General features: G+C 32.3%; 18 protein-coding genes and 2 pseudogenes. 10 read left to right on the forward strand and 10 right to left on the reverse strand.

Features of this window, described 5'->3' with window-relative positions:
* Positions 1-67 precede the first annotated feature (67 nt).
* The 9 genes and pseudogenes from guaB (at position 68) to BWZ22_RS11850 (ending at position 6,942) form a co-directional block, all read left to right on the forward strand.
* Complete coding sequence (guaB, locus tag BWZ22_RS11805) at positions 68-1,540, forward strand: IMP dehydrogenase (protein ID WP_076700218.1); 1,473 nt, start codon at positions 68-70, stop codon at positions 1,538-1,540.
* A gap of 182 nt (positions 1,541-1,722) precedes the next feature.
* On the forward strand, positions 1,723-2,043 hold the full coding sequence (locus BWZ22_RS11810) for a chondroitinase-B domain-containing protein (protein WP_232225155.1): 321 nt from the start codon (positions 1,723-1,725) through the stop codon (positions 2,041-2,043).
* A 276-nt stretch (positions 2,044-2,319) separates the two neighbouring features.
* Positions 2,320-2,496 (forward strand): PKD domain-containing protein, encoded by a 177-nt coding sequence (locus BWZ22_RS17100; protein WP_371326829.1) that lies wholly within the window; start codon positions 2,320-2,322, stop codon positions 2,494-2,496.
* Positions 2,492-2,638, forward strand: a pseudogene (locus BWZ22_RS11820) (polysaccharide lyase family 7 protein); the annotation flags it as partial. The gene BWZ22_RS17100 and the pseudogene BWZ22_RS11820, both read left to right, overlap by 5 nt.
* A gap of 220 nt (positions 2,639-2,858) precedes the next feature.
* Positions 2,859-3,563 (forward strand): FadR/GntR family transcriptional regulator, encoded by a 705-nt coding sequence (locus BWZ22_RS11825; protein WP_076700219.1) that lies wholly within the window; start codon positions 2,859-2,861, stop codon positions 3,561-3,563.
* Positions 3,564-3,784: 221 nt separating this feature from the next.
* Complete coding sequence (locus BWZ22_RS16915) at positions 3,785-4,039, forward strand: SDR family oxidoreductase (protein ID WP_076700221.1); 255 nt, start codon at positions 3,785-3,787, stop codon at positions 4,037-4,039.
* 250 nt (positions 4,040-4,289) lie between these two features.
* Positions 4,290-5,518, forward strand: a protein-coding gene (locus tag BWZ22_RS11840) for an IS3 family transposase (RefSeq protein ID WP_371326805.1) whose coding sequence is annotated in 2 segments (ribosomal slippage) — positions 4,290-4,650 and positions 4,650-5,518 — 1,230 coding nt in all. Because the reading frame shifts where the segments join, the coding sequence is not laid out codon by codon here.
* Between the two features lie 234 nt (positions 5,519-5,752).
* Positions 5,753-6,442, forward strand: a pseudogene (locus tag BWZ22_RS11845) (zinc-dependent peptidase).
* A gap of 80 nt (positions 6,443-6,522) precedes the next feature.
* Positions 6,523-6,942, forward strand: coding sequence for a CBS domain-containing protein (locus tag BWZ22_RS11850; protein WP_076700222.1), 420 nt, complete (start codon positions 6,523-6,525; stop codon positions 6,940-6,942).
* A 129-nt stretch (positions 6,943-7,071) separates the two neighbouring features.
* Here BWZ22_RS11850 and rpe read toward each other — a convergent pair whose 3' ends face one another.
* The 6 genes from rpe to rpsO form a co-directional block, all read right to left on the reverse strand.
* Positions 7,072-7,734 (reverse strand): ribulose-phosphate 3-epimerase, encoded by a 663-nt coding sequence (rpe, locus tag BWZ22_RS11855; RefSeq protein ID WP_076700224.1) that lies wholly within the window; start codon positions 7,732-7,734, stop codon positions 7,072-7,074.
* A gap of 50 nt (positions 7,735-7,784) precedes the next feature.
* Positions 7,785-8,192 (reverse strand): BLUF domain-containing protein, encoded by a 408-nt coding sequence (locus BWZ22_RS11860; RefSeq protein ID WP_076700225.1) that lies wholly within the window; start codon positions 8,190-8,192, stop codon positions 7,785-7,787.
* Between the two features lie 167 nt (positions 8,193-8,359).
* Positions 8,360-9,223, reverse strand: coding sequence for an RNA polymerase sigma factor RpoD/SigA (locus tag BWZ22_RS11865; RefSeq protein ID WP_027137161.1), 864 nt, complete (start codon positions 9,221-9,223; stop codon positions 8,360-8,362).
* Between the two features lie 204 nt (positions 9,224-9,427).
* The gene (locus BWZ22_RS11870; RefSeq protein WP_076700227.1) at positions 9,428-10,792 is read right to left on the reverse strand and encodes a glycosyltransferase family 2 protein; all 1,365 of its coding nucleotides are present in this window, start codon (positions 10,790-10,792) and stop codon (positions 9,428-9,430) included.
* A 148-nt stretch (positions 10,793-10,940) separates the two neighbouring features.
* Positions 10,941-13,187, reverse strand: a complete 2,247-nt coding sequence (locus BWZ22_RS11875) for a polyribonucleotide nucleotidyltransferase (RefSeq protein ID WP_076700228.1) — start codon at positions 13,185-13,187, stop codon at positions 10,941-10,943.
* A gap of 199 nt (positions 13,188-13,386) precedes the next feature.
* Positions 13,387-13,656, reverse strand: a complete 270-nt coding sequence (gene rpsO / locus BWZ22_RS11880) for a 30S ribosomal protein S15 (protein WP_076700230.1) — start codon at positions 13,654-13,656, stop codon at positions 13,387-13,389.
* A gap of 181 nt (positions 13,657-13,837) precedes the next feature.
* On the opposite strand from rpsO, the gene BWZ22_RS11885 reads away from it, so the two are divergent.
* Complete coding sequence (locus tag BWZ22_RS11885; RefSeq protein WP_076700231.1) at positions 13,838-14,947, forward strand: HAMP domain-containing sensor histidine kinase; 1,110 nt, start codon at positions 13,838-13,840, stop codon at positions 14,945-14,947.
* Positions 14,948-14,973: 26 nt separating this feature from the next.
* On the opposite strand, the gene accD is transcribed toward BWZ22_RS11885, so the two are convergent.
* The 4 genes from accD to BWZ22_RS11910 all read right to left on the reverse strand — a co-directional run bounded on the left by accD (position 14,974) and on the right by BWZ22_RS11910 (position 21,558).
* Positions 14,974-15,834 (reverse strand): acetyl-CoA carboxylase, carboxyltransferase subunit beta, encoded by an 861-nt coding sequence (gene accD, locus BWZ22_RS11890; protein WP_076700233.1) that lies wholly within the window; start codon positions 15,832-15,834, stop codon positions 14,974-14,976.
* A 287-nt stretch (positions 15,835-16,121) separates the two neighbouring features.
* Entirely contained in the window at positions 16,122-17,699 is a 1,578-nt protein-coding gene (locus tag BWZ22_RS11900) for an IS1182 family transposase (protein ID WP_076697790.1), read from the reverse strand.
* A 141-nt stretch (positions 17,700-17,840) separates the two neighbouring features.
* Entirely contained in the window at positions 17,841-18,908 is a 1,068-nt protein-coding gene (gene fbaA / locus BWZ22_RS11905; protein ID WP_076700237.1) for a class II fructose-bisphosphate aldolase, read from the reverse strand.
* A gap of 130 nt (positions 18,909-19,038) precedes the next feature.
* Positions 19,039-21,558: a BamA/TamA family outer membrane protein gene (locus tag BWZ22_RS11910; protein ID WP_076702481.1), complete on the reverse strand. Its 2,520-nt coding sequence runs from the start codon at positions 21,556-21,558 to the stop codon at positions 19,039-19,041.
* Between the last annotated feature and the right edge of the window lie 50 nt (positions 21,559-21,608).

Genomic DNA, 21,608 nt, shown 5'->3' on the forward strand with positions numbered 1-21,608 from the left:
TTAAAAGAGGTGTTATATCTTAGATAATAGTTGTATATTTGCACGCAATTATTAATGTAATTGCATCATGACTGCACATCAAAACAAGATAGTAGGAGAAGGCTTAACCTACGATGACGTCCTTTTAGTTCCAGCATTTTCTGAAGTTCTTCCACGCGAAGTCAATATTCAAACCAAATTCACTCGTAACATCACCATTAATGTGCCTATTATTTCGGCAGCTATGGATACTGTTACCGAAAGTAAAATGGCTATTGCCATGGCCCAAGAAGGTGGTATTGGGGTACTTCATAAAAATATGACTATTGAGGCTCAAGCCACTAAGGTAAGACGTGTTAAACGTGCCGAAAGTGGTATGATAATAGATCCTGTTACATTGCCGCTTAATGCTGTTGTAGCAGACGCTAAACGTGCTATGGCAGAACACAGTATTGGAGGTATTCCTATTGTTGCTAAAGACGGTACTTTAAAAGGTATAGTTACCAATCGAGATTTACGTTTTGAGCATAAAAATGAAAAACCAATTGTAGAGGTAATGACAGGCGAAAACCTAATTACAGCTCCTATTGGTACATCATTATCCGATGCAGAAATTATTCTTCAAGAGCATAAAATTGAAAAACTACTTATAGTAGATGATAATTATAAACTATCCGGATTAATTACCTTTAGAGATATTACCAAAGTAACTCAGAAACCCATTGCTAACAAAGATGGATATGGGCGTTTACGTGTAGCGGCAGCTTTAGGTGTTACTGCTGATGCTGTAGAACGTGCCGAAGCTTTAGTTGAAGCAGGTGTTGATGCAGTTGTAATAGATACTGCTCATGGGCATACCAAAGGGGTGGTAGCTGTGTTAAAAGAAATAAAACAAAAATTTCCACAACTTGACGTTGTTGTTGGAAATATTGCCACAGGTGCAGCAGCAAAATATTTGGTTGAAGCTGGAGCAGATGCCGTAAAAGTAGGTATTGGTCCAGGTTCTATTTGTACTACGCGTGTAGTAGCGGGAGTTGGGTTCCCACAGTTTTCGGCTGTTTTAGAAGTTGCTGCAGCCATTAAAGGCTCTGGTGTTCCAGTAATTGCAGACGGAGGTATTCGTTATACGGGCGATATTCCTAAAGCTATTGCTGCTGGTGCAGATTCTGTAATGCTTGGTTCGCTTTTAGCAGGAACTAAAGAATCTCCAGGAGAAACCATAATTTATGAAGGGAGAAAATTTAAATCTTATAGAGGAATGGGGTCTGTAGAAGCCATGAAACAAGGTAGTAAAGACCGCTATTTTCAAGATGTTGAAGATGATATTAAAAAATTAGTTCCAGAAGGTATTGTAGGGCGTGTGCCTTACAAAGGTGATTTGTATGAAAGTATTCATCAATTTATTGGTGGATTAAGAGCTGGTATGGGATACTGTGGCGCTAAAGATATTGAGACTTTAAAAGAAAACGGCCAATTTGTTAAAATTACTGCAAGTGGTATTAATGAAAGTCATCCGCATGATGTTACCATTACTAAAGAGTCTCCAAATTATTCTAGATAAAAAAAAGTAGTAGTATAGAGAACAAAAAGGCTATCAAATTTTGATAGCTTTTTTGTTTTTAATACCCTTCCATTAAATAGCTTTAATAAATTTTTTTTTTGGTAATGTAAAAATTATTTTTATTTTTGGTTGACCAATTTAGTTAACCAGTTTGGTTAACCAACTTTTAAACTAAACTAAAAATGAAAAAAATTACTATACCCTCACAGGTAATATGTGGGTTATTCTTATTGTTTATTACCTCAAATGTCTTTTCTCAAAACATTACTTATAACATTGATGATCCTGAAAAATTACGGGATGTAATCTACCAACCAGGAGATGTTATCATACTAAAAAACGGTACTTATGATACCGATGAACGTATGCGGTTTCTAGGTTCTGGTACAGCTGAAAATCCAGTTACTTTTAGAGCAGAAACACCTGGTGGTGTTATTTTTACTGGAGGTCCAAGATTAACTATTGGTGGTGAAACAGATGATGACACAGGAGAAGTAATGTAGATAATGTATTCAAAAAACATGCAATTACATTTGAAGCAGGAGAGTATGAAAGTGTTATAATTTTTGCTACTAACTCGGGTGTTGAATGTAGATTAGATGCTTTCGATATCTCAGTAAAACAATAATAAATATCTAAATTTTAATATTATGGATAATAAACTAAATAAGAAATTCAATAGCGGAATTTTAGCACTATTGTTTATGTTTTTATGACTTATATCATGTTATGATAGTGGTTACGAAGAGTTCGTTCCTCCAACAGGAAATGTAAACAATATTCAGCCTAATACGTTATTTACAACAAGTACTAGTGCAGATGATAATTTAACAGTAGTATTTAGAAGTTATTCTACCGATGCCGTATCGTATTTGTGGGATTTTGGAGATAGCAACATTTCAACAGAGGTTAATCCATCACACACATATGCTGCAGCAGGTACTTATAATAAGTAATGAGTATAAGGTTTACGAAAGTATCCATATGCGTAAGTGGGGTATTTTTGAAAATTATTTTAAAGCCGGAAATTATTTTCAATCTAGAGATGAAGGTGCTTACTCTAAGGTTAGGTTTTATAAGTTAAAAGTTAGTAATTAAAGTGTTAATGAAATTAAAGAGAATGTTTTTAAATTTTGTTAATAGTATTAGTAAAACTCTGTTAAACATATGATTTTACCATTTAACCAATTTTGTACATTTACTAATGTTTTTTAACACTTTAATTGATGTTAAATATTAAATATTTAGTTAATAACCAAAGGTATAGTTGTTAGGGAATAGCATCTGTTTAAACAGTCTCTTGTATAAATTTTAAAATATGAAAATAGAAGCAATTTCTTTAGGTGATAATAAAGAAATACAAAACCAAATAATCGCCAATATTAGAGATTTAATAAATTATAAAAACCTTGAGCCAGGTGATAAATTGCCATCTGAAAGGATGTTAGCCGAAAAATTTGGGGTTACAAGAAGTAATGTACGTGATGCAATACAAAAATTAGAGTTTTATGGACTTTTAAAATCTATTCCACAAAGCGGAACTTTTGTTGAGAACATTGGGGTTATTGCCTTAAATGGTATGATTGAGTATATCTTAGATTTAGAAGAACCAGATTTTAAATCGTTGGTAGAAACCAGAATTTTGTTAGAGCTTAAAACAGTACGTTTAGCTTCATTAAGAAGAACAGATAAAGATTTAAAAAAAATTAAAGAATCTTTAGATGCTTATGAAACTAAAGTGTTATCAGGTAAAGATGCTGTTCAAGAAGATTTATTATTTCATCTAGCTATTGCAAAAGCAAGTGGAAATAGTTCTATAAATGCATTGATGTTAAGTATAACACCAAAAATTATAGTCAATTTTAATAAATATCACGTTTGCGATAAAAACCAAGCCTTTATTGGTATTCAAGAACATAAAGATATATATGAAGCTATTGAAACCCAAAAACCTGCCTTAGCTAAAGAAAAAATGAAAGTTCATTTTAAAGCACTGTACCAATACTGCTATAATGTTCAATAAAATATATAGAATTAATTAATAAAGCAGGATCAAAAAAGCATACTTGGATTACAGAAGAAGAACAAAAATTTATCTTAGAAGGACAAAGTGAAGCCGATCAAAATGCTACAGAAGATACAAAAGGAAAAAGCTTAGGTAAAATTCTTTCATTCAAAGAATCTTGGGCTGTAGTTATTGGGCGATTCTTTTTAGAACCAATTTGGTGGTTGTTTGTAGGTTGGATGCCAATTTATCTAATTGATGTTTATGGATTCAATGTAAAAGAAGTTGGTATGTTTTTGTGGGAGCCATATGTAGGAGCTGTAATAGGTAGTATTGCTGGAGGTTACGTGTCTGAAAAAATAATAGCAAAAACAAACTTCAATAGACAAAAGAAGAAAAACAACATTTTATTAGGTAGGTTAGGGCAACCAGAAGAAGTAGCTTCAGTTATTTCATTCTTAGTTAGCGATGACGCTGCATTTTTAACTGTATAAACTATCCAAGTAGGTGGTGGTCAAGGTTTTGGAATTTAATAAGTTTATTGTCTATTATATCCTAATTTAAGTATATAATAGATAACAACAGGAGGAAATAGCTCTAAATTTTTATTCAAATTATTTTCTCTCACACAACAATTTTGAATTTTTTAGGAGACTCTAATAAAAAAGCAAGTTTATTTAGACTTGCTTTTTTGTTTAAAGCTTTGTCCCGTCCTAAAATAAGTTGACACAAAATCGACTTATTATGAAAAATAAAGAACACAAGCGATTTAAGCGCACACAACGAGATTACAATTTAGGCTTTAAATTAGCCTTGGTGTCCGAAGTAGAAAAAGGCAACTACACATACAAACAGATTCAAAAAGCTTATGGTATCCAAGGCAGGAGTACCGTTTTGGTATGGTTAAGAAAATATGGTACTTTAGATTGGAGTAAACCAAACTTTAATAATTTGCCTAAAGAAAAAGAAACACCAGCCCAAAGGATAAAGCGTTTAGAACGAGAACTAGAAGATGAGCGATTAAAGAACTTATTGCTCAATACAATGATAGATGTATCAGACAAACAATTTGGTACTTCTATTAGAAAAAAGCTTTTATCCCAACAATCCAAATCATCAAACAAGACAAGCAAGTAGCCATTGCGCACTCATGTAGATTGTTAGGGATAAGTAGACAAGCTGTTTATCAAGCTCAAAAACGTAAAGAAGCACGTATCAAAGAACTCTCAAAGATAAAATCCTTAGTACTTGTTATTCGTAGAGATATGCCAAGACTGGGTACACGTAAACTCTACTACTTGCTAAAGCCAGAGTTTGATAAACATCAAATAAAAATAGGGAGAGATGCCTTATTTGCTTATTTAAAAACAGAACATTTATTAATAACACCAAAGAAAAACTATACCAAAACCACAAACTCAAAACATTGGCTTAAAAAGCACCCTAACCTACTAAAAGACATCCAACCTAATAGGCCAGAACATGTGTTTGTAAGTGATATTACCTACATAAAAAGCAGAGAAAAAACACATTATTTATCTTTGGTAACAGATGCTTATAGTAGAAAAATAGTTGGATATCAATTAAGTGATGATATGAGTGCAAAAAATGTAGTCAAAGCTTTTAATATGGCCATAAAGAAAAGAGATACAAATAATGAAATTATCCATCATTCTGATCGTGGACTACAGTATTGTGCTTTTGTCTATCAAAAGGCTTTAAGGGAAAACAACGTAATACCATCAATGACAGATGGTTATGATTGCTACCAAAACGCATTAGCAGAGCGCATTAATGGAATTTTAAAACAAGAGTTCTTAATTTATAAGTGCAATAATGGAAGAGAGCTTGAACGGTTAATCAAAGAATCTATAGAAACTTATAACAATAAAAGACCGCATTTGAGCCTTAACATGAAAACACCTAACTTTATACACAACAAAAAACCTGAGAAGTTAAATTCTCAGGTTTAATTTAATTTATAAAAACTGTCAACCTATTTTAGGACGACTCACTTAATTAGTTTTGTATAATTTTATATTTATATATAAATTAGTTTAGTGTTAGAAACGTACTCTACAGGTAGCAAGATAATTTTAGCAATAATTTTTGCTGTTTTATTTTATATTGTTCTGCGTTATCTTTTTAAGTTATTAGAGTTGTTATATGTTATCAAATATAAAAAACCTCTATATACGCATTATTATTTGTTAAAAAGAAAGCTTAATGCCTCTCAAAAATCAATATTAAAAAAAGAATTTTCATTTTATAACAAACTTTCTAAAACTCATAAATCATATTTTGAGCACAGATTAGCCTCTTTTATTAAAGATAAAGATTTTATAGGTAGGCAGGGGGTTACGGTTTCTGAAGAAATGAAAGTTTTAATATCTGCCACTGCAGTTATGCTAACTTTTGGATTCAGAGATTTTTATATTAGTCTTATATCTAAGATTGTTATTTATCCTAATGAGTTTTACTGACAAACAAATAATACGTATCATAAAGGTGAATTTAATCCTAAATTAAAAGCTTTAGTATTGTCTTGGGAAGATTTTAAAAAAGGTTTTGAAGACAATCATGATAATATTAATTTAGGAATCCATGAATTTACTCATGCCATTCATTTAAATAGTCTAAAAGAACGAGATATTAGCTCTACAATTTTTAGCGATTCTTTTAATGAATTATCAGAAACTTTATCTAACGATGAATCATTGAGAAATGAACTAATTACATCAAACTACCTTAGAAAATATGCTTTTACTAATAGATTTGAATTTTTAGCAGTGGCAATAGAGAGTTTTATTGAAACGCCAAAAGAATTTAAAAGTCAGTTTCCTAAAATATATAAAGTAGTTAAGCAAATGTTGAACTTTAATTTTGCTGGTTATTAGAGTTGTACATGATTTTTATCATAATTTATAAGGCTTATCTTTAATAAATTTAGAGGTAACTAAACTAAATAATAAATGTCATGATACGAAAAGCACCGATTTCAATGATAATGACCGAGCATGTCATAACATTAAAAAAAACAGACGATTTAGAAAAAGCCGAAAGACTATTTAAACAACACCATATAAGACATATTCCTGTTGTAGAGGGTAAAACCGTAATAGGAATGCTAAGTTATACAGATTTACTTCGTTTAAGTTTTTCTGATATAACTAATGAAGATAATAGTGATGCCGATGCTATGGTTTACAATATGTTTACTATTAACCAAGTCATGAAAAAAAAGGTGCAGAGTGTTACTCCTTCAAATTCAATAAAGGAAGTTGCAGAAATTTTTGCCGAAAAAGAATTTCATGCATTACCAGTGGCAGACAATAATCAGTTAGTAGGCATTGTAACAACTACCGATTTAATTAAATACCTTTTAAAGCAATTTTAATAAAAGAATAGATAAGGTAAATGTAGTTACATCAGTAACCTATAAAGAAATGTCATGTACTCTCTTGTAGATAATACCTTTGCTAGAATTATAACTAAAACAGATTTATTAGTTACTTTATAAAACGGTTTAAGAGTTTGCCAAAGCTTTTAAGTCTTTAATAGTATTGGTTTGATTATCGCTTTTAAAAACATAGCTACCAGCAACCAAAACATCGGCTCCGGCATCAACTAGTTGTTTTGCATTTTTGTTAGTAACACCACCATCAATTTCAATAAGTGTAGAAGCACCTTTACGTGTTATTATTTCTTTTAACTGAACAATTTTGTTGTAGGTGTTTTCAATAAAACTTTGACCGCCAAAACCAGGGTTTACACTCATTAAGCATACCAAATCAATATCATTAATAATGTCTTCTAATAAACTAACATTGGTATGCGGATTTAGAGCAACACCAGCTTTCATTCCTTCAGCTTTTATAGCTTGAAGCGTACGGTGTAAATGCGTGCAAGCTTCATAGTGTACGGTTAAAACATGACTTCCTAAATTGGCAAATGTTTTAATGTACCTATCAGGGTCTACTATCATTAAGTGTACATCTATTGTTTTTTTAGCATGTTTATTAATGGCTTCTAAAACAGGCATTCCAAAAGAAATATTAGGAACAAATACACCATCCATAATATCAATATGGAACCAATCTGCATCACTTGCATTAACCATTTCTATATCACGTTGAAGATTTGCAAAATCTGCAGCTAAAATTGAAGGAGCAATTAATTTAGAACTCATGTTGTTGCATTTTATTTACGGCAAAAATAGAGGTTTTGTTATTGAGTTTCTTATAACTTGTCAAGAAAATTTTCAACCATTGTAATAACTTCATTAGCTAATTGATTTTCAGCAACTTTTAGCCATTCTAAATATTCATATAGATTTTTAATGCTTTCTTGATTATCTATAATTGTAAAACCAAAATTATAATCCTGAAAAATTCGAACGTCAGTTGTAGTATTTATTACTTCAAAAATATTTCTATGCCTTTTGTCAAATTTTATTTTTTCAAAGGTTGTATTTACAGAACTAATGTCTCCTTCTAAAACTTGTAGGAAGTTTTTGTTTTTATAGATTAATACGCCAGTAATATTGAGTTTATGGTTGTTTTTTTGAGCTTTTTGATAAAGCTTTTTTAATTTTTCTATAGATTTATGTTCAACAGAATCACTTATATAGCATATGGTTTTAATCATGGGAGAAATTTGGTTAGTTACTTCTAAGGTAATAAAAATTCACAAATAATTTTGCACCGTTTTAAAAAATAAACCCCCGGTAATCAGCCGGGGGTTCTTTCATCAATCAAAAAACGAACAGTTATGTGTGTAACTGCTGTTGCTGTAATTTAGGAGTAATTTAAATATTATCCTAAATAAGTTTTTAATATTTTACTTCTAGACGTATGTTTTAATCTACGAATAGCTTTTTCTTTAATTTGTCTTACACGCTCACGAGTTAAATCAAAAGTTTCTCCAATTTCTTCAAGTGTCATTGGGTGTTGATTTCCTAATCCAAAGTACAAACGAATAACATCGGCTTCACGTGGTGTTAAGGTTTCTAAAGCACGTTCAATTTCTGTACGTAAAGATTCATGTAACAACTCTTTATCTGGGTTTGGAGACTCACCACTATTTAATACATCGTATAAGTTAGAATCTTCACCTTCCACTAATGGAGCATCCATACTTACATGACGACCAGAGTTTTTCATAGACTCTTTAACATCATTAATAGTCATATCCAATTCTTTCGCAATTTCTTCGGCAGAAGGTGGACGCTCATGACTTTGCTCTAAGAAGGCAAATGTTTTATTAATTTTATTAATAGAACCAATTTTGTTTAATGGTAAACGTACAATTCTAGATTGTTCAGCTAGCGCTTGAAGAATAGATTGACGAATCCACCATACAGCATAAGAAATGAATTTAAAACCACGAGTTTCATCAAAACGTTGAGCCGCTTTAATTAAACCCAAATTGCCTTCATTAATTAAATCTGGTAATGTTAAACCTTGGTTTTGGTATTGCTTTGCTACCGATACTACAAAACGTAAATTAGCTTTGGTAAGCTTTTCTAAAGCTACTTGATCTCCAGCTTTTATACGTTGTGCTAATTCTACTTCTTCATCGGCTGTAATTAAATCTACTTTACCAATTTCCTGTAAATATTTGTCTAAAGAAGCGGTTTCTCTATTAGTAACCTGCTTCGTAATTTTAAGTTGTCTCATTTAATGTTCTCCTGTAATTTAATTGTGAATTAATAGGGCTTTCAATAGTTATACGTATAATTGATACTTTTTGTTACAAAAATTATCATAATATTTTTTTCTATAACTTTTAGATACAAAATATGTGTTTAGGTCACATTACAAGTAGAACAATAAATTGCATTAAGTGTTAAATTGTTTTTTCTGTTAAAATTAATTTATAACTTATTTTTTTTCGGCTAATCCTCTGGTTAACCACCCTCTACGGTTTGCAGTAACAATGGCATATGGTGTAACCCAGAATAAACCAAAGGTATATAATATGCTATAGGTATAGGCCCAAAAAGCTTCTTTTATTTCATATCTGTAGGCATAGAATATAACAGGAAATGTAGAATATATTAAAATAGTTACCAATGTTGAGCCTAGAAATAACAATGGATGTACTGCTACAAAAAATAACATAAATATTAAAAATGGAAAACTCATAATTAATTCTGTTATATGACTTATAAATAGTAACCTACTTCCTATTTTACTACCTTTTCTAAAGTTTTTAAAGATAAATTTAGACATTTCTATAGATTCTCTTACATTACTTCGTCCCCATCTAATAAACATTTTGTAAAGTCCAGTATATTCATCGGGAACATTAGTAAAAGCTACAGCGTTTCTTTGAAATAATACATGTTTGCCTTGTTTTAAAATCATATTGGTTAATGCACGATCTTCGCCAATATCTGACGGTTTTCCCATAAAGGTTTGGTTAATCCAGTCGTTTAAGCAATTTAGTACATTTTCTTTTTTGTATGCGGCTAAGGCTCCTGGGGTACAAAATACAGATTTTAAGGTGCTTTCTGCAGAGCGTACAAATTCAAAACTTAAAACAAAACTTACATCTAACATTTTTGGTAATAACTCTTTTGAGTTATTTAGTACACGAATATTACCAGCAACTGCACCGCAGTTTTTATCTTTTGTAAAAGGGCTAACTAAGTTTTTTAATGTGTTTTTGGTTACTATAGAATCACTGTCAACAGTTACAAAAACATCGCCTGTTCCATTTTTAAAGCCATAATATAGAGCATGCCGCTTACCCATATTTTTAGGTTGTTTGTGTAACTCTAAATTATCACCTAAAATAGTTTTAGCTTTTTGCATCCATAGCCAAGTATCATCTTTACTGCCATCATCAACCGAAATTAATTGAATTTTATCTTTAGGGTAGTCACTTTTATTTAAGCTCATTAAAGTATCAAAAACCTGTTGACTTTCATTGTAAGCAGGAACAATTACAGTAATTTTTGGTAGCTCTTTATTACTTACTGTTTCAATAGGTTTATACTTAAAATATTTATAAAACATGAATAAGAAAAAGAATACTTTGTATATAAATAAACCTAGTGCAATTAGCATAAATAAATATCCAAATGTTGAGCCCTGTCTTTGTTCATTAAATTCTTTAAAGTCTGCATGAAATACATAAAAAAATAGAATACCTAAACCTATTAGTAAAAATGTACTGATAAGAACAATTAAATTTGAAGAGTTTTTGATTTTGTTGTTTGTTAAGCGATAGTTTGGTAGCATAGCGTTGATTGAGTTTTTTCTTTAATTAGATGTACGCTATACTATTGGTTTTAGATTTTCTTTAATGATTATTTAACATTGGATGTAAAAAAAAATCCTCAATTAAACCATTTTAATTGAGGATTTTATATTGTATTCTTAAAAAGAATTAGTCGTCTTTTTTATCGTTTCTACGATTATCTCTATTACGATTATCACGTCCACGATTATCCCTACCTCTGTTGTCTCTACCACGATTATTATTGTCTCGTTTTGGTCTATCTACCCAACCTTCTGGTTTTGGTAAAATAGCTTTTCTAGAAACTTTTTCTTTACGAGTTCTAGGGTCAATGCCAAAGTATTTTACATCAAATACATCACCTAATTTAACTACATCGGATACATTTTCTGTACGTTCCCAAGCCAATTCACTTACGTGTAGTAATACTTCATTTCCTGGAGCTTCGGTATATTCAACTACAGCGCCAAAATCAAGCATTTTAATAACTTTAACTTCATAAATGCTACCAACTTCTGGTTTAAACATTAAAGAATCTATAGACGCTAATACTTTATCAATACCTTCTTGGTCTGTACCTAAAATTTCAACAACACCTTCTTCAGTAACAGGGTCTTCATTAATAACAATGGTAGTTCCTGTTTCTTTTTGTAGTTCTTGAATTACTTTTCCACCAGGACCAATAAAGGCGCCAATTAAATCGTTTGGTAAAGTAGTAGTCACCATTTTAGGAGCATGTGCTTTAACAGTTGGATTAGGTTCTGAAATGGTTTCGGTTATTTTGTTTAAAATATGTAAACGACCTTCTTTAGCTTGCATTAAAGCATTAACTAAAATCTCGTAACTTAAACCTTTCACTTTAATATCCATTTGGCAAGCGGTAATACCATCTGCAGTACCGGTTACTTTAAAGTCCATATCACCTAAATGATCTTCATCACCTAAAATATCAGATAAAACGGCGTATTTACCACTTTCTGTATCGGTAATTAATCCCATTGCAATACCAGAAACTGGTTTTTTTAATTGAACACCAGCATCCATCATAGCCATTGTACCGGCACAAACGGTTGCCATAGATGAAGAACCGTTAGATTCTAAAATCTCTGAAACTACACGAACTGTATATGGACAATCTTCAGGAACCATACCTTTTAAAGCACGCTGCGCTAAGTTACCATGACCTACCTCACGACGTGAAGTTCCTCGAATTGGTCTAGCTTCACCTGTTGAAAAAGGAGGGAAGTTGTAGTGTAAATAGAAACGCTCTTCACCTTCGTAAGAAGGCATATCAATTTGGTTAGCTTCACGTGAAGTTCCTAAAGTTACTGTGGCTAATGCTTGTGTTTCACCACGTGTAAATATAGAAGAACCGTGTGTTGATGGTAAATAATCTACCTCACACCAAATTGGTCTTATTTCAGTTGTTTTACGTCCGTCTAAACGTAATCCTTCGTTTAAAGTTAAATCTCTTACAGCGGCTTTTTCAGCTTTAGAGTAGTATTTAGAAATTAAATCGCCAAAATCTTCAATTTCTTCTTCAGAAAAAGAAGCGATAATTTCTTCTTTAATTTCTGCAAATGCAGCACTACGTTCGTGTTTAGATGAGCCTGCTTTTGCTACAGCATACACTTTATCGTACGCCATATCGTGAATTTTTTTAGCTAATTCTTCGTCTTCTCTTTCTGGTTCGTACTCACGAGTTTCTTTTTTACCAAAGGCTTCGGCTAATTTAACTTGTGCTTCACATTGCACTTTAATAGCTTCGTGCGCAAACTTAATAGCTTCAGTCATTTCTTCTTCAGAAATCTCATCCATTTCACCTTCTACCATCATAACAGAATCGGCAGAAGCACCAATAACCATATCAATATCACTTTCTTCTAATTGAGCAAATGAAGGATTGATTATAAATTCACCATTAACTCTACCAACTCTTACTTCAGAAATTGGGCATTCAAAAGGGAAATCTGATAATTGAATTGCAGCAGATGCAGCTAAACCAGCCATAGCATCTGGCATTACATTTTCATCATGAGACATTAATTGAATCATTACCTGAGTTTCAGAATGGTAATCTTTTGGGAATAACGGACGTAAAACACGGTCTACTAAACGCATTGTTAGTACCTCACCATCACTCGGTCTTGCTTCTCTTTTAAAGAAACCTCCTGGGTATCTTCCTGCAGCAGCAAATTTTTCACGGTAATCTACTGTAAGTGGTAAAAAATCTACATCGGCAGATTTGTAATTGGAAACAACAGTACACAAAAGCATACATTTTCCTGATTGCACAACAACGCTACCATGCGCTTGTTTTGCTAATTTTCCGGTTTCGATAGAAATTTCTCTACCGTCGCCAAGGTCTATGACCTCTTTAAATGTTTTTGGAATCATAAATTTTTTCTTCTAATTCAAGCAAACTTATGCTTGAATTTTGTTAAACAATGGTCGTTGTGTTGTTGTAGTGTTGTAAAATGACATGAGCTGTCTTGACCAATGAAAAACTATAATTAGCTTCTTATTTAACGATATTTATACTCTTTCGTTTAGAGTTATATTTAATCAAAAAAGAGGCTATAAAAGCCTCTTTTTGTTATTTTCTTAATCCTAATTCTTTAACTATGGCACGATATCTTAAAATATCTTTTTTAGTTAAATAATCTAGTAGTGCTCTACGCTTTCCTACTAATTTCACTAAAGAACGCTCTGTATTAAAATCTTTTTTGTTATTTTTTAAGTGTTCTGTTAAGTGGTTAATTCTGTACGTAAACAACGCAATTTGAGCTTCTGCAGTACCGCTATCGTTTTTTCCTTTACCGTATTTTGCAAAAATCTCTTCTTTCTTTTCTTTTGTTAAATACATGCTAATATTATTGTAAATGATTTTTATGTACTATGAAAGTCTTTCTTTCAAGCTGCAAATATAGTAACTTTTTTGGGTTTAAAAGTTTTTTTGCGTAACTTTTATTGTGATTTATTCTTGTTATTCTCCCTGATGGCAAATTTAGAGCAATAAAAATTAATTAATTTATTGTTGAAATTTTATGAAATCACTTTTCCGTAAAGAAATTTTTCCAGACTCTTATGATTCTCTCGAAAAAATTTTTAATAACACTTATAATGGTATTGCCATTTTATCTTTAGATGGCGATTGGATAAGGGTTAATAATAGCATTTGCCAAATGTTGGGGTACTCTAAAAACGAGCTCTATAACATGGATATAGAGACTATTATTTTTAGAGATGATTTGGGAGCGCATGCTACAAAATACAACCGTTTAATGCAGGGTAAAATTGATAGGTACCGGGTTATGCAGCGTTATTTTTGTAAAGATGGGTCTATTGTTTGGTTTTTAATATCGGTGTCTTTAATTACAGCTTTAAATGGTAAGCCAACCCAAATGATATGGCAGTTTTCTGATATTACTAGCCGTAAATTAAATCAAGATAAACTTAAACTCATGCTTAGGGTTGTTAGAGATCAAAACGAAAGATTATCTTCTTTTGCCGATATAATAACGCATAATTTACGTTCGCATTCTGGAAATCTATCAACCATTAAAGATTTTTTAGAAGAGGAGTTTGGTTGGCTAAAAGACAATGAAAATTTTAATTTGTTATCTGTAGCTATAGAAAATTTAGAGGAAACAGTGGAGCACCTTACAGAGGTTGCAAAAATTAAACCAATAGAAAACAACCAGCTAACATCTTTAAATTTATATGATTATGTTGAAAAAGCAATTTATAATGTAATGGGTGTTGCTAAAAATACGAATACAAGTATAATTAATGAAGTAGATGAGGACGTTAATATTAAAGGTGTGCCTGCTTATTTAGATAGTATAATACTCAACTTTTTAACTAATGGAATAAAATACAGAGCAGAGGATAGACCATCTAAAATAGAATTGACAACTGAACAAGACGGTGATTTTTTAAAATTAAAAATAGCCGATAATGGTTTGGGTATTGATTTGAAAAAGTATGGTGATAAGCTTTTTCAATTGTATAAAACTTTTCACACTAATAGTGATTCAATTGGATTGGGATTATTTATTACAAAGAATCAAATAGAATCTATAGGAGGTAGGGTAGCAGTTAGTAGTGAGGTAGGTGTTGGTTCTAAATTTACAATTTATTTTAAAAGAGCATAAAAAAGCAACCAAAAATGGTCACTTTTTTATGCTCTTAAAGGCTGATTTAATATTAAATCTAAATATTGATTTACTTTATCTTTTAAGTCTTTGCGTAAAGTTATAAAGTCTAGAAAACCATGTTCTAGTAAAAATTCTGAGGTTTGAAAGCCTTCAGGCAAATCTTGTCCGGTAGTGTCTTTAACAACACGCGGTCCTGCAAATCCAATTAATGCTCCAGGTTCACTAATATTAATATCTCCTAGCATGGCAAAAGAAGCTGTTGTGCCCCCAGTTGTTGGATCTGTACACAATGAAATGTAAGGTATTTTAGCATCAGCTAGTTGTGCTAATTTAACCGATGTTTTTGCTAATTGCATTAATGATAAGGCTGCTTCCATCATTCTTGCACCGCCAGATTTTGAGATTATCATTAAAGGAATGTTCTTTTTTAAAGAGTAGTCTGCTGCTCTAGCAATTTTTTCGCCAACAACACTACCCATAGAGCCACCAATAAAGCTAAAATCCATACAGGCAACTACTAAATCTTTTCCTTTAGATTTTCCAACAGCTGTTCTAACGGCATCTTTTAATTTTGTTTTTTCTTGAGCTGCTTTTAAACGGTCTGGGTATTTTTTAGTGTCTTGAAATTTTAAAGGGTCTTTAGATTCTAAATTTGGATCTAATTCTTTAAACTTATTATCATCAAAAAGTATTTGAAAATATTCTTTACTACCAATACGAACGTGATATCCGTCTTCTGGACTTACGTAAAAGTTTTGTTCTAATTCTTCTGTATCTACAATTTTACCGGTTGGGGTTTTATACCAAAGCCCTTTAGGAGTGTCTTTCTTCTCCTCTGTAGATGTGGTGATTCCTTTTGCTTTTCTTTTAAACCAAGATGACATACTTGTATAATTTTAGTTTTACAATGATAAAAAGAAATAATGATTTTATCACTGTTTGTGTTAAGGTTACTTATGTATTTTAACAGTATATGCAACCAAATGTTTAATACACAGTATTTAAGCTTTTATAGAAACTTTTCTATTTTTTATAAAAGCAACTACCAAAAGCCTAACCACAAAATTAAGCCTTTTTTTAATTTTGGGGCAACACCGGTAACCGTTGCACAAGCCCATAATGTATCCTAAAATTATAATTAGAAACCGTCTTTTAAAGGCGGTTTCTGTTTTTATAGACTTAAAAATTCTGGTGTTTTAAAAGGCTTTAAAAGCATGTTTATAAGGTTGTAAAAGGTATTTTTGAGACTAAAATAAAGCGTCTGTGCCCCTGCTCCGCTTTTAGTACGTTTTTCTATGAATTTCATATATTTTTTAAGGTTGTAGGCTATGGCAGAAAGTTGCATGCATTTATTGGCCTGCTCAATTCCAATGGTATTCACTTTTCTTAGGCCCATAAATTGTGTGAGCGTACCAAATACAGGTTCTACGGTGCTCTGCCTTTTTCCTTTCATATAACGCCCTTGGTTGCTTTCTACCCGGGCTATGTTACGCTCATATTCCGAGCGGTAATAGGTAACGGTAAACTTCTTTTCCTGTGCCGTTTTCCCTAGGCATGCAGTGCGTACTGGACAGTCCAAACACAACGGTTTTGAGCCGCGGTATTCCTTCTTCTTGGTGTTGTTCTTTTTTTCTATAAACACTTTTTTAAAGGGGATGATTTGGCCTTGAGGACATGTATAATAATCTTCCTTTTCGTGATAGGTAAATCCATCCGGACCGCCCTTATAAGTGCCGTGGGCGGGTATAAAACTTTTTAGGCCTATTGCCTCTAGAAAGGCATAATTCTCGCCGCTGCTATAGCCCGTGTCGGCCACACAATTTTCCCAAACCAGTGCCGCTTTCCAAAGCCGTTGTTTTACCCGCTTAACGATATCTGGTAAATGCTGACTGTCTTTGCCATCGGCATGGTACGCTCTTATATCACTTATCACATGGTTTGCCGTATCTACTGTAAGTTGACTAAGGTAATTGAGTTTTCTTGCCTTTCCCGGTTTTACACTGATGCGCGCATCCGGATCGGTGGGACTGTAATGGGTCTTGTTACTGGTATAGCGACTGCCTTTAGCACCAGCTCCTGGACGTGCATCTTGATCCTTTGCCCATTTGGCATTACGCCTTTTTATGGCCTGTAATTCTTTCGTAGAAGCCGATAAGGTTTGTTGGTCTTTATCGGCCTTGTTTGCTTTAGATTGCCTTAAGGGCTTCTGTTTATCTCGATGGCTGATGTTACGAATTTCCCGAAGATGCCCTTCTAAATCCTCTTCTGGCACTTTCAGTTCTAAAGTATCCATAGAAGCATTGGCCTTTACAGGGGCGGAATCTATGGTCTGGGTATGGCCGGCAACCATACCTGCCGAGACACATAGCCCAAATATTTTTGTGAAAACAGATTCAAATACCGCTTCTGGAAATAGTTGGCGTGTACGGCTTATAGTAGAATGCCACGGTAATTCTTCGTCGATATCATAGCCTAAAAAATACAAGATATCCAAGCGCATGCTACAATGTGATATAAGCTTACGGTCGCTTGTTATATTTTCTAAATAACCAACCAAACATAGCTTAAAGAATACAACAGGGTCGATGCTTTTTTGTCCGCTTGATCCATAGAATTTCTGAGTCCTTTTGTAAAGGAAATTAAGGTCGATAGCTCCACGAAGACGTCGGTAGAAATTCTCTTCTGGTACGCGGTCGCTTAGCCTAAATTGATTGAATAGCTTTTCTTGAAATATTTTTGTGCCTTGCATTATTAAATATACGAAATTTCTGTATATTTAGCAAGTCTTGTGCAACAGGCACACCGTATGTGTTTAATTAAAATATTTAGGTAATAAAAAAGGCTCTGTATTAAATAAACAGAACCTTTAAGTATTTATCTATATTTTATGTTATAGGGTGTTTACGTTGTTAAGATCTTCAAAAGCTTTCTTTAAACGCTCTACAAAAGTTTTTTCACCCTCACGAACCCAAACACGTGGGTCGTAGAATTTTTTGTTAGGAACATCACTACCTTCTGGATTTCCAATTTGAGATTGTAAGTAGTCTGATTTGTTACTCATATAATCTCTAATACCCGTCATGAATGCATACTGTAAATCTGTATCAATGTTCATTTTAATTACACCGTAGCTAATACCTTCTCTAATTTCTTCAACCGAAGAACCAGAACCGCCATGGAATACAAAATCTATGTGGTTATGACCTACACCATATTTTTTTGATATATATTCTTGTGAATTCTTTAAGATTTTTGGTGTTAATTTTACATTACCTGGTTTGTAAACACCGTGTACATTACCAAATGCTGCGGCAATTGTAAATTGGTCACTTACTTTACTTAATTCTTCATAAGCATAAGCAACTTCTTCTGGTTGGGTGTATAGTTTAGAATCGTCTACATCTGTATTGTCTACACCGTCTTCTTCACCACCTGTAATACCAAGTTCTATTTCTAAAGTCATACCCATTTTGCTCATACGCTCTAGGTATGTTTTACAAATTTTTATATTTTCTCCAATAGGTTCTTCAGAAAGGTCAATCATGTGTGAACTGAAAAGTGGTTTGCCTGTTTCTGCAAAATGTTTTTCACTTGCGTCTAATAAACCATCTATCCAAGGTAATAATTTTTTAGCACAGTGGTCTGTATGTAAAATTACAGGAACACCGTAAGCTTCAGCTAAAGTATGTACATGTTTAGCACCTGCTATAGCCCCATGAATTGCAGCTTTTTGCCCATCATTACTTAATCCTTTTCCTGCATTAAATTGTGCGCCACCATTTGAAAATTGAATAATTACAGGCGCATTTAATTCTGCTGCTGTTTCTAATACACCATTAATGGTGTTTGAGCCTATTACATTTACTGCGGGTAAAGCAAATCCTTTTTCTTTTGCTAGTTTAAAGATTTCTTGTACCTCATATCCTGTAGCAACTCCTGGTTTTATATTGTGTGCCATATTGTTTTAAATTAAATTAGTATTTGTAGTTTCAAAAGTAATTAAATTTTATGTAATAATGCTTTGTTTTTTATAATGTTAAAGTGAAAATAGCACTAAAACGTTTTAGTAATAGTGTTAAGCAAAAAGACTAAAAAGGGTAGTTTATACCTATGTTGTACACCGCATTAGAGAAGTTGTAATCTTTAAACCAACGGTTGCTTTCTTCGTAAACAGGGTTATAGGTTTTAAAACCTATATCAAAACGAAAAACAAAAAAGCTAAAGTCATATCTAAGTCCAAAACCAGAACCTACAGCAATGTCTTTTAAAGAACTTAGTTTTGTGAAAGTTGCTTTTTCATCTTCAACATCGTCTAGAACATTCCAAATGTTTCCGGCATCAACAAATATGGCTCCATTTAAGTTTTCAAAAATATTAAAACGTTGTTCTACATTAAAAGCAAGTTTTAAGTTAGCTTCGTTAAACTCGTTAGAAGATTCTAAGCTACCCGGGCCTAAGCGGTAGGCAGTCCACGCTCTGTTATCATTAGGTCCACCAGCAAAGAAACTTTTAGAAAAAGGTATGTTTGTAGAGTTTCCGTAAGGAATGGCAATACCAAAAAAACTTCTTATTGCAAGTACATTTTTGTCTCCTAAATCCCAGTGTCTAGTGTATTCTAACTCGGTTTTTGCATATTGAGAGAAGGCTACATTGAATATTTCATAGCGGTCATTGTCATCTTTTTTAAGTCCTAAAAGTTTAGAGGTGTTTGCCAGAAGATTGCCAGCAAATTCTATTTTAAACCTAAAAATTGAAAAGTTTTCATCAAACAAATTCGTTCTTCCATCGTTGGTGAAACTAAAGCTAGAAGATAAAATAAGGTTATCTTCTGTTAGGCGTTCTTTTCTTTCATCAATACTGTTTATGGTGCTTAATTGGTCTTCTGAAAATTCATCTGGGGTAGGATCTGAGAGCGCATAATCAATAAAGGCATTAGCCCCATCTGGTTTAGATAAGTCTTCGGTGGTATAATTAACATCTTGGGCTATCTCATTTAAAGAACTGTATGAAGTAGAATAAACATCAAAATAATTATCAATGTTAAGGTTTCTAACATATTGTGCGTTGAATAAGTCTAAGCTATTGGTTTTTTTGCTATTAGGAAGCCAATTGTAATTAATGGTGCCACTAAATGTTTGTTTGTCTAAACCTATATTGGTTTGTCCTGTGGTTGCTAAACTAATTTTGGTATTGGGAGACATGTGTTTGGGTATAATGCGCTCTGTGTAAAAAGGAGATAGCAACCTAGGGATGGTAAGTTTAACATCAACCCCTATTTCGTTAATATCGAAAAATGGGTCGTCTGGATTATTTTTTTCTTTAGAAGCACCAATAGATCCAATAGCCGAAACTTGTAAGGTTTCTGCACCTCTAAAAATATTTCTAATTAGTAAGCTTGGGTTCACTGAAAATCCAACTGTTTGGATGTTACTAGTAGAAACATCGGTACCTAAACTTAAGCTGAACTTTTTTAAAGGCGATAGTTTAATGGTGCTAGAAAGTGAATTGTCTAAATTTTCAGAGTATTCAATATTTGGGTATTTAAAGGTGCGTAAAAGATTTAAATGCCTGTAGGTTAATGTGCGGTCTCTGTCTCTAAAAATATCTCCTGGAGTTATAAAAATAGCGTCAGTTAAAGCTCTGGGTTTATAACGCATTTTTCCGTAGCTATATAGATTATATCCCCCAAACCTTATAGAGTCTTTAAAAGGTTGATTACGCTTTTCAAAGGAGTAATCTGTAATAATATTTACTTCTCTAATATCGTAAATATTGAAAGGTACTCTTTTTATAGAATCTTGTGTTGTAATGGCTCTATTTTGAATTTTTATTCCAACATTAACCTTTTTATTAGTGCCTATAGTGTCAATTTCAAAAGTTACATAATCTTGGTTAAAATGATAGAAACCTGTATTTCTTAATTCATTAGAAATTCGTTCTCGTTCTTGTTCAAAGTTTACGGTTTTATATTGTTGGTTAGATTGTATTAAACTGTTTTTTTTGAAGGTTTGATAGATAGAGTCAATAAGTTTAGATTTAACTTCATATTTAATAGAATCTATTATAAATGGCTTCCCTGTATCAATGTTATACTCTACTTGTGCTTTTTTGTTATCATTCTTTTTTACGTTGTAAGAGGTGTTTACATTAAACCAGCCATTGTTTATGTGGTAATCTTGAAAATGTTTAACAGACTTCTTTATTTTTTCGTCATTTAAAATAACTGGAGCTTCTCCTGTTTTTTTTAGCCAATTATTAAATCCAATAGAGGATTCTTTTAAATTATCAATCTGTTTTTTAGAAAGTTTTTTGGTTAAACGTTCTCTGCGATTTGGTTTTTTATCTAACCAAACTTCAAACAAAGAATCTCTATTTTCTCTAGCTAAATTGTAAATATGAAGCCTTAACGGAACGCCTAAAATTTTTCTGTTTGGGTGTTGAGCAATTAAGTTATTTATAGTTTCGGTATTCTCTTTTTTGCCATTAATTATTACTGTATTATCTGTTAGTAGGTGTTCATTTTCTGCTACTCTTTTGGTAGCTTCACAGCCCATAAAACAATCTACAATTAATAAAAAAACTAATATTTTAGAAAGAAACTTTTTCAAATCCAATTGCAATTATTTATGTTGCGATTTTAATAATTAATAGAAATACT

Source organism: Seonamhaeicola sp. S2-3 (assembly GCF_001971785.1).
Lineage (GTDB): Bacteria > Bacteroidota > Bacteroidia > Flavobacteriales > Flavobacteriaceae > Seonamhaeicola.

Coding starts and splice junctions, on each gene's coding strand:
- guaB (WP_076700218.1), top strand. CDS start 68: ATGACTGCACATCAAAACAAGATAGTAGGAGAAGGCTTAACCTACGAT.
- BWZ22_RS11810 (WP_232225155.1), top strand. CDS start 1,723: ATGAAAAAAATTACTATACCCTCACAGGTAATATGTGGGTTATTCTTA.
- BWZ22_RS11825 (WP_076700219.1), top strand. CDS start 2,859: ATGAAAATAGAAGCAATTTCTTTAGGTGATAATAAAGAAATACAAAAC.
- BWZ22_RS16915 (WP_076700221.1), top strand. CDS start 3,785: ATGCCAATTTATCTAATTGATGTTTATGGATTCAATGTAAAAGAAGTT.
- BWZ22_RS11850 (WP_076700222.1), top strand. CDS start 6,523: ATGATACGAAAAGCACCGATTTCAATGATAATGACCGAGCATGTCATA.
- rpe (WP_076700224.1), bottom strand. CDS start 7,734: ATGAGTTCTAAATTAATTGCTCCTTCAATTTTAGCTGCAGATTTTGCA.
- BWZ22_RS11860 (WP_076700225.1), bottom strand. CDS start 8,192: ATGATTAAAACCATATGCTATATAAGTGATTCTGTTGAACATAAATCT.
- BWZ22_RS11865 (WP_027137161.1), bottom strand. CDS start 9,223: ATGAGACAACTTAAAATTACGAAGCAGGTTACTAATAGAGAAACCGCT.
- BWZ22_RS11870 (WP_076700227.1), bottom strand. CDS start 10,792: ATGCTACCAAACTATCGCTTAACAAACAACAAAATCAAAAACTCTTCA.
- BWZ22_RS11875 (WP_076700228.1), bottom strand. CDS start 13,187: ATGATTCCAAAAACATTTAAAGAGGTCATAGACCTTGGCGACGGTAGA.
- rpsO (WP_076700230.1), bottom strand. CDS start 13,656: ATGTATTTAACAAAAGAAAAGAAAGAAGAGATTTTTGCAAAATACGGT.
- BWZ22_RS11885 (WP_076700231.1), top strand. CDS start 13,838: ATGAAATCACTTTTCCGTAAAGAAATTTTTCCAGACTCTTATGATTCT.
- accD (WP_076700233.1), bottom strand. CDS start 15,834: ATGTCATCTTGGTTTAAAAGAAAAGCAAAAGGAATCACCACATCTACA.
- BWZ22_RS11900 (WP_076697790.1), bottom strand. CDS start 17,699: ATGCAAGGCACAAAAATATTTCAAGAAAAGCTATTCAATCAATTTAGG.
- fbaA (WP_076700237.1), bottom strand. CDS start 18,908: ATGGCACACAATATAAAACCAGGAGTTGCTACAGGATATGAGGTACAA.